Origin of the sequence: Trinickia sp. (assembly GCF_035492435.1) — a bacterium.
Taxonomy (GTDB): domain Bacteria; phylum Pseudomonadota; class Gammaproteobacteria; order Burkholderiales; family Burkholderiaceae; genus Trinickia.
Window position 1 is genome coordinate 1 of the sequence record NZ_DATJJF010000087.1, and the last position, 11,991, is coordinate 11,991.

An 11,991-nucleotide genomic window follows, 5' to 3' on the forward strand; every position below is an offset into this window, starting at 1 on the left:
CTCAATCAGGCAATCTGTGATGCACAGGCCGCTGGTGACCTGGACCGTGGCAACACTTACTACAGTCACTGGCTGACGGCGCTGGAGCGCATCAGCACCATCAAGGGACTGGTGACAGACGACGTGCTCCGGCAGCGTCGCGATGCGTGGGATGTCGCTGCGCGCCATACCCCCCACGGGCAGCCGATCCAGCTCGGGTGACAGTGCCCTTCCAGGCCAGTGAGAGGTCCGTACCCGGCGCCGCTCGAAAGGAATGCCTTTCAGAATTTGTCGTGTGTCGGGGTTCGGCCAAAAATCGACATTCGTGGCCGGATTATGGAAGACCGCTAACGATGGCTAATCGGCCGATTGAAGTCGCCTCGCCAGTTCGCCGCAATCGCACCACCTGGCTCGCGCCGACGGCCTAGTTTTCGCTCGTCAGCTTGACAACGAAGTCAAGAAAAGCTCTCGTCTTTGCAGGCACGTGATGCCGCGATGGGTAGTAGGCGTAAAAGGGATACCGCTCGTCTGCCCAATCGGGAAAGAGATTGATCAATTGGCCCTCCGCAATCAGATGCTCGGCACCGAGAAGCAGCATCTGTGCGATTCCGGAACCGGCGAGGCATGCGTTGAGAAGCGCGCTGGGATCGTTGACCGTGAGGCGCCCCCGGGTGTCAACCATAATGCGTTTGCGCTTGCGATGGAATTCCCAGGGGAACGGCTTGCCGGTCTCCGGGTTACGAAATTCGAGGCATCTGTGATTTCGGCTTTCAAGGTCTTCTGGTTTTGCGGGGCGTCCCCAATGAGCGACGTACGCTGGGGCGGCGACCGTAACAACACCGCTATCGAGTAGCTTTCGCGCGACCAAAGTAGATGCTTTGGGCTCGCCGAATCGCAGGGCGAGATCGAAGCCGTCCATGACGAGATCGCCAAGACTGTCTCGCGCGATGAACTCGATTTCGAGGTCGGGGTGTGCGTCCATGAACCGGTCAAGCTGTTGCCCGAGAATTGTGCGGTAGAGGATGGGATCCAGATTTATTCTCAGCTTTCCGCGCACAGTCGACGCGCCGCCTGCGGCGGCAGCGGCTGCTTCCTCTAGCCCAGCGAGGTGGGGCATCACCTGCTCGTAAAAACGGCGGCCCTCTTCTGTCAGGGAGACGGAGCGCGTCGTTCGGTTGAAGAGCCGGATCTTCAGCCTCGTTTCCAGCCTTGCGATCGCCCGACTGACGCCCGGCGGCGACATTCCTATCACTTCCGAAGCGGCCGCAAACGTCCCCGCATCGACTACGGCGGCGAACACGTTAATCCCACCAGACAGATTCTCGCTACTGGATTTCATGGTTGCTCGGGCCACCACGAGTGATTGATCGCAAGTGATCGACTGAAGAATCACGCAGCAACGCCGTGTCGGACGGCAATGCTAGATACCGATTCCAGTCATGCTTTTTGGTGACTTTCGGTCACTTATCTAGTGCCATCCATGTCATTTTGTTTCGACGGTCGCTTCTCCAGAATGCACCTCATAGAGACATTCGTCTCGCCATAAAGGAGATTGCCATGAACATCCGCATTTTCATCGTTTCCGTCGCAGCCATTTCTTTGCCCGTTGCAGCACACGCACAGACTGAGGAAGCCAGTACGAGATGGTGACGGGGATGCCCGACATCGACTAGTAGATCGCATCACCCTGCATTTCCACGTATGGAGAACGAGCAATGTATGCAATCACAGGAATTACTGGCAAGGTCGGCGGAGCACTGGCCCGCGAGCTTCTGGCGTCAGGTCAACCGGTGCGTGCGGTAGTGCGCGACGTCGCACGGGCAGGTTCGTGGGCGGAGCGCGGCTGCGAACTTGCGACGGCCCGTATGGAAGACGCTTCGTCGCTCACCGCCACGTTCGAAGGTGCGACGGGCGTCTTCATCCTGCCTCCTTCGGAGTTCGATCCGGCGCCCGGGTTTCCCGAAGCGCGCGCGGTGGTCGATGCTGTGTCCACGGCGATTCTGAAGGCGCGGCCCGAAAAAGTGGTTTGCCTGTCAACGATCGGCGCACAGGCTGGTGAGGTCAATCTGCTTACTCAACGCACGCTGATGGAGCAGGCACTGCGCGAGATGCCGATGCCGGTGACGTTCCTGCGGCCTGGCTGGTTCATGGAAAACGCCGCATGGGATGTTGCGTCCGCACGTGACGCTGGCGTCATCGCCAGTTACCTGCGGCCGCTCGACAAGCCCGTGCCGATGGTCGCCACCGCCGACGTAGGCCGCGTCGCGGCCGAACTGCTCCGACATACATGGAGCGGCGTACGCATCGTCGAGCTCGAAGGCCCGCGTCGAGTGAGCCCCAACGACCTTGCGTCGGCCTTTGCCCGCGTGCTCGGCCGCCCAGTACGCGCGGAGGTTGTCGACAGGCAGACCTGGGAAGCGCTTTTCCGCTCGGAGGGCATGAAGCATCCGCTGCCACGGATGCGGATGCTGGACGGATTCAATGAAGGCTGGATCGATTTCGAAAGTCACCCCGACGAGGTCACCCGCGGTCAGGTCGAACTGGATACGGTTCTGGGCGAGATTGTGTCGCGTCCGGTCTGACCCGGAACCGGTTGGGCGACGCGTGCTGCTGTGCATCGCCCAACCATGGCATCACAAGATAACCTGAACGCGCAGCGGCTGGTTCTTTCGGGCAGGAGGAGAGACCGGCTCGATCGCGTGTCGCAGCGAGAGGTAACATAGCCGCACGGGATGCAGCAGTTCCACGACGAGTGCCCAGCGCGTTGCCCGAAAGTTCAGACGTCGGCTGTCGTGCGATCGCATACGCTTTCACTATGCGCGTCAGACAGTAACGGAGCCCACTGTCGATCCCTTGGCAAACTCCTTCACTACGTTCACCCAATAACTCGCCCCAATCGAAAGCGCATCATCGTTGAAATCGTAGTGCGGGTTATGGAGGGAGGCACCAGGCACTGCGCCATCCACGCCCAGCCAGATATAGGCAGCCGGCTTCACGCGGGCCATAAACGAGAAATCTTCAGAAGCCATCGACGGCTTGATGCCAAGTATCGCCGCGCTGTCACCGACAGTCGCGCGCGCGGCGCGCAGTGCGACTTGGGTGGCCGATGTCTCGTTGATGGTCGCCGGGTAACCTTCGAAATACTTGAACGTGGCGCTTGCCCCATGCGCGCGCGCCGTCGTCGTGCTGATCTCTTGCATCAGCTCGCGAATCCGTGCCTGCACGGCCGATGAAAAGCACCGGACAGTACCGCGTATCACCGCGTTGTCGGGCAAGACGTTCCAGGCCTCGCCGCCGTGAATCTGCGTGACGCTGACTACCGCTGCTTCCTTCGGCGATACGCGCCGGCTCACGATCGTCTGCAATGCAATCACGATCTGGCTTGCACACACGAGGGCGTCGATGCCTTCTTCAGGCATCGCCGCATGGGATCCCTTGCCGTCGACGGTGATTTCGAATGTGTCCAACGAGGCCATCATCGCCCCGTCATTGATGGCAAACTGGCCCAACGGTAGCCCTGGCCAGTTGTGAAGCCCGAATACGGCCTCGCACGGAAAGCGTTCGAACAAACCCTCATCCACCATCACCCGACCGCCGCCCGCCGTTTCCTCCGCCGGCTGGAAAATCAAGTGCAATGTGCCGCTCCAGCTGTTATCCCGCGCGAGCAATGCCGCTGCACCGAGCAGCATGGCCGTATGCCCGTCGTGACCGCACGCGTGCATTTTGCCGGGATGGCATGAACGGTGCGCGAACTCGTTCAATTCGCCCATTGGCAGCGCATCCATGTCGGCCCGCAAGCCGATCGTGCGCCCGGCGCCGCGCCGCATCGTACCGACTACGCCCGTCTTTCCCAACCCTTCATGGACCTCGTACCCGAAGTCGCGCAGCACAGAGGCGACCAACCGCGCCGAAGAAACCTCTTCGAATGCAGTCTCCGGGTGTTGATGCAAGTTATGACGCCAGGATTTCATCTGGTCGATCAGTGCTGCGTCGATCATTGCTGCCTCGCTTGAAAAAATGCCGATCATGCTACGACTCGTTCAGACCTTCGGTGAAAACGCAGTGGGTGCGAGAAACACCGATTCCTGATGCACGAGGTAAGGCAGAATGCGCGGCGTAAAAGCTTGCCATTCGGGATCGGCAGCAAGCTTCGCGCGCTGGGCGGTGCGGTGTGCGTAATCGTCGTAAGCCCAGCAGAAAACGATTGAATTCAGCGTGCCGGAGTCTTTCGTCCAGCAACCCTGAAGGCGCGCATACCGGGTGATGATGCCAAGCCCCTCACGCTCATAGATGGCGAGAAACTCCGGGACTTTGCCCGCGGTGATCTGATAGGTCCGCATTTCAACCAACATAGCGATTCTCCTAAAACGAAAAAGTGCACCGCAGCGGCGATTGCGCTGCCGTGTGCTTGCTCGGCGTCCCAGCCGAGCAAGCCAACATCAAATCTGTGACGGATGCCCTGCCGTGCGGCTTGCTGATTGCGCGTTAGACAGCGTGTGCAAAGAGGAAGCCGATCACGAAGCCTCCTACCCCGGCTGCAAAGCCCGTCACTCCGGCGGCCGCACCCACTGCCCATATCATTCGGCGTTGCGGCGCATCGCCAGCAACGCTCATCACCGCTCCCGGCCGGGTAAAGGCAGCAGCCGGCGCGGTGTGTTCAACCGCGGTCCCGGTGTGGCCCGAGGCATCCGGTTTCGCGGCTGCCGTGTCGTTGCTTTGTGCGACTGCCTCGACAGCCGGGCCTGCCGTTGTCGCCACGGCTTGAGGCGCCGCACCGGCGGTGCTTTCTTCGAGTTGCCGGGCAAAGGCCTTGAAAAACGACTCGATGTTTTTTGCCGCGACCGACTCGATCAGACGCGCGCCGACACTCATCAACTTGCCGCCGATTTCGACTTCGGCATCGTAGTGCAGCAGTGTTGTATCGCCCTGTGCCTCGAGGCTGACGCGCGCCTTCATTGCCGCGAAGCCGACTGCCCCCGCGTTGCCGCGCCCAATCAGCGTGTAGGCGCGAGGCGCATCGAGGTCGGCCAATTCGACTTCGCCCCGAAACGTTGCTGCGATCGGACCGACGCGCACTTGTATCGTCGATTCGAAATGCTGCTCGTCGCGCATCTCGAGCGACTTGCAACCTGGCAGTGCCGCACACAACACCTTGGGGTCGTTCAGCGCAGCCCAGACCACCTCGGGGCGTGCGGGCAACGCGCAGCTGTCTGTCAGCTTCATTTCACGTGGTCCTTGTCGTAGAGCGCAAAGAGCGCCTGCGTGCCCGAGCGGGTGTGACCTGCATCGGCGAGTTCATCGTAGAGGCGCTGCACCAACTCGAGCCCCGGCAACTCGCATTGCATCCTCTGTGCCTCGTCTGCTGCGAGGCCCATATCCTTGATGAAATGTTCCACGAAGAAGCCGGCAGAGAAATCGCCGCGCGCCATGCGCGGACCAAGGTTGTTCAGCAAGAATCCGCCCGCAGCTCCACTACCGATCGATGCGAGCACCGTCGATGGATCGAGGCCGGCGCGTTTGGCATAAGCGAGCCCCTCGCAAACGCCCAGCATCGTGGAGGCGATAACGATCTGATTGCAAAGCTTGGCATGCTGGCCGGCACCATGGCCGCCCTGTAGCACGATGTTCGTGCCGAGGCAGCGCAGCATCGGTTCGACGCGCGTGAGTACATCGGGGTGGCCGCCAACCATGATTGACAGTCGGCCTTCTCGTGCACCGATCTCACCGCCCGATACAGGTGCATCCAGAATGTCGACGCCGCGTTGCGTTCCCTGATCCGCCAATTCACGCGCGAGCTCTGGGCTTGACGTGGTCATGTCGATCAAAATCGAGCCCGGCTGCGCGTGTGCGATCAGCCCGTTCTCGCCAAGATAGATGCCACGAACGTCATCGGGCCGTCCGACGATCGTCACAATGATTTGCACATTCGCTGCAAGCGATGCCGGTGTGTCATGCCATTGCGCGCCCTGTGCAAGCAGCGGCTCGGCTTTCTCGCGTGAGCGGTTGTAGACATGCAATGGGTAGCCGGCCGCGGCGAGGCGCGCGGCCATGGCCGCTCCCATGATGCCGAGGCCGATAAAGCCGACATTCGGCAAGGCTGAAGGTGGGTTGTTCATTTCAGCGTGGGTCCCGTAAATGGATTCGGTGAATCAGTAACAGTGTTCGAGGCAGGCTACAGCTTCTCGCGCAAGAGGTCGCGAACGTACATCGGCGTCAAAGGATGCTGTTCGGCGACGACGCCGAATGGCGTCAGTGCATCATTGAGCGCATTGGTGATCGCCCCGAGCGCGCCCATGACGCCGCCTTCGGCCATGCCCTTGATACCGGCAGCCGTCGAGCGGCTCGGCGTATGCATCGGGATGATCTCGATCTCGGGGAGGTCCGTGGCCGTCGCAACGAGATAGTCCGCCAGTGACCCCGTGGTGTTCTGGCCGGTTTCGTCGTAGTGCACATGCTCGAAGAGCGCGCCCGACAAGCCCATGGCGATCGCGCCGTGCTGCTGACCTTCGACGACCGTCGGATTCAGCAACGTTCCGCAGTCTTCCGTGACGAGGTAGCGGAGAATCCGCAGCGAACCTGTCGCGACATCGAGCTCGATCTCACAGACGTGTGCCGAATTCGAATAGGTCATCGGCGGCGGATCGTAGGTGAGATGGAACTCGAGCCCTGGCGTCAGTCCCGCCGGCAGCGAAGTCGGATCGAGATACGCTTGCCGCGCAATGTCGGTCAGCGTGAGTGCAGCGTCGGCCCACGTGCCGCCAACGAACCGCTCGATGCGGCTTTCCAACATGCGCAACTCGGTCGTCGGCACCTTGAGCCGCTCGCTTGCGATGGCAAGGACCTTACGCAGCGCTTCTTGTGCGCACAGATACAGCACGCCGCCGCCGGCCGTCCCGCTGCGCGCGCCGCGACTTCCCATCCCGTAAGGCGCGATGTCCGTGTGGCCCATGTGGATGCGTACGCGCGAGGGGGCGACACCGAGCCCTTCGGCCACGGCGTTTGCCATCGCGCTCTCGTAGCCTTGACCGGTCGGCCCGAGCCCGACCGACGCGTTGACCACACCGCTCGGTTCGATGCGGATCCAGCCCGCCTCGTGGCCCGAGCCCGGAATGCCCGCTGCCTTATAAAACCGCGAGCCGTAGGTCGTCGGCTCCACGACATTGCAAAGCCCTAGCCCGAGGTAACGGCCTTGCTCGCGCGCTTCGCGCTGGCGCACGCGAAAGCCGGTGTAGTCGATGGCTAAGAGCGCTGCCTCGAACGTTTCGCTCGGCGTGATGTCCTCGAGTTCTTCGCCTGTCGGCATCCGATAGGGCAGGTGCTCTGCCTTGACCAGGTTGCGGCGGCGAACGTCCATCGGATCGAGCCCAAGCTCACGCGCGATCGCGTCCATCGTGCCTTCCATCACCCAGCTCGTGATCGACATCGGCGCACGCATCGGCGCGTTACCCACCTTGTGACTGAGCACGACTTTGACGTCGTACGCGTAGTGGTCGAGCCGATACGGTCCGCTCAGAATCATCGCGACAACACGCGCGAGATAGTTGGCCGGGAAAAAGCAATATGCCCCGAAGTCCTCGCGCATCTCGAGCGCCAGCGACAGCAGCTTGCCGTTTTCGTCGACGGCCGCGCGCGTACGGCAAAAGTCCTCGCGCGAATTGGCCGAGGCGGTGAGGTTTTCCAAGCGGTCTTCACGCCAGCGCACCGGGCGGCCCAGGTGCCGTGCGAGCGCCGCGACAGTCAGTTCCTCGCGGTACAGCACAATCTTCTGACCAAATGCGCCGCCCACGTCGGGCGAAATGACAGTCACCTGCGACTCGTCGAGCGTCAAACGCGCGGCAAGCTGCGTGCGCAACGGATGCGGCGCCTGTGTGCCGATATGGAAGGTGAGGTGATTGCGCCCGGCGTCCCACGACGCGGCGCAGCCGCGCGTCTCGATGGGCACGTGCGTTTGCCGTTGTTGGCTGAACCGTGCCTCCACGACGCGATGTGCGCGTCGTTCAGCGTCGGTCGGATCGCCATGCACGAAGGTCTGATGCGATACGAGATTGCCCGGCACTTTCGGGTCGACTTGGGCGCTGTCCGGTTCGAGTGCTTGCCACATGTCGGTTACGGCGGGCAGCGGATCGTACTCGACCTGGACAGATTCGGCCGCATCCTCCGCGCAATAGCGGTCGACAGCGACCACGCAGGCGACGATATCACCCTGGAAGCGGACAACGTCGACGGGCATCGTTGCGACTTCGACTGGGTACAGCCCTTCGATCGGGGGCGCAACGGATAACGTTGTCGTCCATTGCGCCAGATCGCGACCGGTTACCACGGCGACGACGCCGGGCATCGCTTCCGCCTCGCTGGCATCGATGGACGCGATCCGTGCATGCGCGTGCGGCGATCGCACGAAAGTGGCGTGCAGTGCACCGGGAATTTCGATGTCGTCGATATAGCGGCCGTGTCCGGTCAAGAGCCGATAGTCCTCTGTGCGAGGAACGGCACGATTGAGGTAGCGGAAGGTCGTTTCAGACATCGGCGCCTCCGAGGCGCAACCGCTCGGCCGCCAGCAGCACTGCTTGCACGATGTTTTGATAGCCGGTGCAACGGCACAGGTTGCCCGAGAGCACGTCGCGCACCTCGTCGGCAGTGGGGTTGGGGTATTCGCGCAGATAGGCGTCGAACGTCATGACGATACCGGGTGTGCAAAAGCCGCATTGCAGACCATGACACTCATGCATTGCCTGTTGTAGCGCGGATAGGCGTGTGCCTTTCGCGCGCGATTCGATCGTCTCGATCGACACGTTTTCGGCCTGCACGGCGTAGATCAAGCACGAACGAACGGGCTTGCCGTCGATCTGCACGGTGCATGCGCCGCATACGCCGTGTTCGCATCCCACGTGCGTACCGGTCAGCCGGCAGTCCTCGCGCAGCACGTCGGATAGCAGTTTGCGGGGCTCGCAACGCACTTCATGGGTTGCGCCGTTGACTTGTAGATGAATGACTGTTGTTTCCATGAGCCTTCATGAGCGATGCCGGCAGGCACGTGCAAGCGCACGCGCCGTGAGGACATGAACCAGTTCGCGCCGGTATTCGGCGCTGACGCCTGCTTGATCGCGCACCGCGATGCTCGCCGTTACTTGTGCGGCGATACGATCGATCGTCGTGGTATCGGCGGCTTCGCCGATAAACTTGGCGCAGATCTCCTCGAAACCCACGGGCACATCGTCGACGCCACCGACACCGATGCGTAAATGAGTGAAGCATCCTGCTTCGACAACCGCTGTGGCCGCGCAGGCACCGATGGCGAAGTCGCCATGGCGGCGAGTGAAGAGTTCGAAGCCGTAGCCTTCTGTGGCGCGTAGACATGGAAAGCGCACCGCCGTAATGATTTCCTCGGGTTCGAGTGTTGTCGTCATCGGTGCGACGACGAAGTCGGACGCTGCAATCTCCCGTTGTCCTGCGGGACCAGCGACGTCGATCCACGCACCCAGCGTGCGGACGATCAGTGGTATCTGCGCGGCCGGATCGGCGTTCGCGAGACTGCCGCCGAGCGTGCCGCGCTGGCGGATCGCATAATGACCGACGGTGGAGACGGCCTCGGACAACAGAGGGCAGGCGGCGCGGACGTCCGCACTCGTAGCCACATCATGGTGGCGCGTCATTGCACCGATGCGCAATGCGTCGGGGCCTCGCTCGATGCCGGTCAAATCGGGCAGTCCAGCCAGATCGACGACATGCATTGGCCGCGCAAGACGCATGTTCATCATTGGCCCCAGTGATTGACCGCCGGCGATCACTTTCGCGTCGTAGCCGAACTCGGCAAGTAGGGCCAGCGCGGTGTCAAGCGATTGCGGGCGGTGATACGAAAAAGCAGCCGGTTTCATGCAAACCCACGCAAATTGGTGCCGCTCACCTGATCGAACGGGTGAATGCGGCGACGGTTCAATGAAATTGATACGCGCTCGCCGAGCGTGGAAGTCCGCTCAGTGCCGATACAGAAGAACATCGGCTCGTTGGCGCAGCGCACCCCAATGAACGGATCGGAACCTACGGGAGGCAGCGACGCGATCTTGTCTGCAATGAGAAATCCCGCATCGCGCGCCTCTTCGCCGATATCTTCGGCACGCAGGCCGATCGAAGTCGGCTGACCGCGATAGGTGCCAAGCCATTGGCGCGTTTCATTGTCGAGCACCGTTGCGAACGTTACGCATTCATCCATCATTCGCACCGTACCGCGTGCCGCGGCACTGAGTCTCCTCATGGTCGCTCGACTTTGTGGCAATCGTTGGCAAAAGTATGCTCGAACAAACTCGTCAATTGACGACTTGTGAATTCTACCCGTTGTCTGCGTCAGAGCAGTGGTACCTTGGCATCCCCAGCTTCAAATCCTTACATATCAATGACGTAGTGCGGTTAGGACGCAGTACTTATCGCTCGCCCAAGACGTGCAGCCTATATCGTCAGATGAGGAGTTTTGTAGGCGGATTGCCCGTTTTATGGCCGTCTCGCAGCGTCAGGTTCGAGGCCGGTGGAGTTGCGGAGCGTTTGTCTGGCCATCTGGGCAGCCGTACGCGAGGCCGGGGCGAGGCTGCCATAATGGCATCGGATATGGCGCCGGCCATCGCTGATGCGGTGGCGCGGTCGCAATCCATTACAGCAGGTGATACGTGGGCAAGCCTTACAAGAAGTCGTCATACGACGACTTCTTGTAAGGCCGAAATTTGAAGCAAGTATCTGGAGAAACATGAAGTCCAAGACGAAACAGTCGGCGGAGCCGGGTCTGCATGCAGCGCCCGGGCAAACCAGCGGCAAGGCCGCGGCGAAGACGGGGCCGAAGCGGCTTCCACGCGCGGAACGTCAGGCGCTCGTATTGTCGAAGGCGGCCGATTACTTTGCCGAACATGGCCTGAATGCACAGACGCGCGCGATTGCGGAAGCTTGCGGCATTTCTCAAAGGCTTCTGTACAGCCTTTTTCCGAGCAAAGCGGCACTCGTAGAGGCGGTGTACAACCGCGAAGTTGCCGGCATCTTCAAGGCGATGTGGTTCGTCGAACTGAAGGACCGCTCTGTGCCGCTCGAGAAGCGGCTTGTGACGTTCTATAGGGATTACTATGAGACCGTGATGACGCGGCGCTGGTTGCGACTTTTTCTGTACTCCTCGTTGGCGGACCTGCGGATGGCGTCAACGTATACGAATGCGATCGTCGCGCACGCGCTGGAGATTGTCGTCACGGAAGTGGCATACGATGCCCGCAAGGGCGTTCCCGCGAACCCGGACGAACTCGCGGAAATCGGCTGGATCTTGCATGGCGCTGTTTCCCACCTGGCCATTCGTCGTCGAATCTACGCGAACGAAAATCCGATGCCGGTCAAGAAGGTGATTGAAATGAGCGTGAAATCCTTTCTGGCGAGCGTTCCGGCGTTGCTGCCCGACCTGCCCGAGCTCGCCGACAGTAGGGTCACGGCGAGTGGAAAGGCACAGCCGAAGTCCGCGCGCGCAAGATAAAAAGCTGAGCGACAGCTTTTCACGATCCTGGGGTTCAAAGAAGACGAACCCGACGTGCGTGGTGCTCGGTATTTGAGTTCTTGAAGCGCGGGTCCGCAGCTTGCGGTCGTGCTTCCAAGCCTCCGTTCAGGGCGCAAAATGGCCGTTCGTCGAGGTATGTGTTAGCATCTGGAGCCTAATTTCGAGATAAATGACAGCGTGGTGCCGGCTCCGACTCAAGTGCTTTAGTCACTCGGGGGGCCATCGCAGGCCGTCGTGATACGGCAGGCGAGACGCAAAAAAGATAAGAACCAAGGCAAGGGGCCGACGCAACAAAACAGCGATAAGGGGACCAGACTCGCGGCAAGAAACAATCTTCCATGCCGCTCACGAATCACTCCCGTCTTTTAAAGGAGACCTAGTGGGCCGTCTTGTAGTGGTTTCCAATCGTGTTGCCGATCCGCGCAAGGCTGCGGCAGGCGGTCTCGCCGTAGCGATCAAGGATGGTTTGCAGCAAACCGGTGGCATCTGGTTCG

The 11,991-nt window shown here is 61.1% G+C and carries 11 protein-coding genes and 1 pseudogene; 3 read left to right on the forward strand and 9 right to left on the reverse strand.

The window, feature by feature from the left end; all coding sequences use genetic code 11:
* Positions 1–201 (forward strand): annotated as a pseudogene (locus VL598_RS06110) (nitrile hydratase accessory protein); the annotation flags it as partial.
* 202 nt (positions 202–403) lie between these two features.
* On the opposite strand, the gene VL598_RS06115 reads toward VL598_RS06110, so the two are convergent.
* Complete coding sequence (locus VL598_RS06115) at positions 404–1,318, reverse strand: LysR family transcriptional regulator (protein ID WP_325325805.1); 915 nt, start codon at positions 1,316–1,318, stop codon at positions 404–406.
* Positions 1,319–1,694: 376 nt separating this feature from the next.
* On the opposite strand from VL598_RS06115, the gene VL598_RS06120 reads away from it, so the two are divergent.
* Positions 1,695–2,561: an NmrA family NAD(P)-binding protein gene (locus VL598_RS06120; protein ID WP_325325806.1), complete on the forward strand. Its 867-nt coding sequence runs from the start codon at positions 1,695–1,697 to the stop codon at positions 2,559–2,561.
* Between the two features lie 240 nt (positions 2,562–2,801).
* Here the strand turns inward: VL598_RS06120 and VL598_RS06125 are convergent, their stop codons facing one another.
* From VL598_RS06125 to VL598_RS06160, 8 genes are all read right to left on the reverse strand, one after another.
* Entirely contained in the window at positions 2,802–4,007 is a 1,206-nt protein-coding gene (locus VL598_RS06125; protein WP_414718664.1) for a M20 aminoacylase family protein, read from the reverse strand.
* A gap of 12 nt (positions 4,008–4,019) precedes the next feature.
* Entirely contained in the window at positions 4,020–4,331 is a 312-nt protein-coding gene (locus VL598_RS06130) for an NIPSNAP family protein (RefSeq protein ID WP_325325807.1), read from the reverse strand.
* 133 nt (positions 4,332–4,464) lie between these two features.
* Positions 4,465–5,202: a carbon monoxide dehydrogenase subunit G gene (locus tag VL598_RS06135; RefSeq protein ID WP_325325808.1), complete on the reverse strand. Its 738-nt coding sequence runs from the start codon at positions 5,200–5,202 to the stop codon at positions 4,465–4,467.
* Positions 5,199–6,095 (reverse strand): NAD(P)-dependent oxidoreductase, encoded by an 897-nt coding sequence (locus VL598_RS06140; RefSeq protein ID WP_325325809.1) that lies wholly within the window; start codon positions 6,093–6,095, stop codon positions 5,199–5,201. The genes VL598_RS06135 and VL598_RS06140 overlap by 4 nt, the downstream gene beginning before the upstream one ends.
* Positions 6,096–6,151: 56 nt before the next feature.
* Positions 6,152–8,503 (reverse strand): xanthine dehydrogenase family protein molybdopterin-binding subunit, encoded by a 2,352-nt coding sequence (locus VL598_RS06145; RefSeq protein ID WP_325325810.1) that lies wholly within the window; start codon positions 8,501–8,503, stop codon positions 6,152–6,154.
* Entirely contained in the window at positions 8,496–8,984 is a 489-nt protein-coding gene (locus VL598_RS06150) for a (2Fe-2S)-binding protein (RefSeq protein WP_325325811.1), read from the reverse strand. The genes VL598_RS06145 and VL598_RS06150 overlap by 8 nt, the downstream gene beginning before the upstream one ends.
* A gap of 6 nt (positions 8,985–8,990) precedes the next feature.
* Positions 8,991–9,854 carry a xanthine dehydrogenase family protein subunit M gene (locus VL598_RS06155; RefSeq protein WP_325325812.1) on the reverse strand — a complete coding sequence of 288 codons (864 nt, stop codon included), beginning with the start codon at positions 9,852–9,854 and terminating at the stop codon, positions 8,991–8,993.
* Complete coding sequence (locus tag VL598_RS06160; RefSeq protein ID WP_325325813.1) at positions 9,851–10,231, reverse strand: hypothetical protein; 381 nt, start codon at positions 10,229–10,231, stop codon at positions 9,851–9,853. Before VL598_RS06160 ends, VL598_RS06155 begins: the two co-directional genes overlap by 4 nt.
* Positions 10,232–10,714: 483 nt before the next feature.
* On the opposite strand from VL598_RS06160, the gene VL598_RS06165 reads away from it, so the two are divergent.
* Positions 10,715–11,476: a TetR/AcrR family transcriptional regulator gene (locus tag VL598_RS06165; protein ID WP_325325814.1), complete on the forward strand. Its 762-nt coding sequence runs from the start codon at positions 10,715–10,717 to the stop codon at positions 11,474–11,476.
* Positions 11,477–11,991 lie beyond the last annotated feature (515 nt).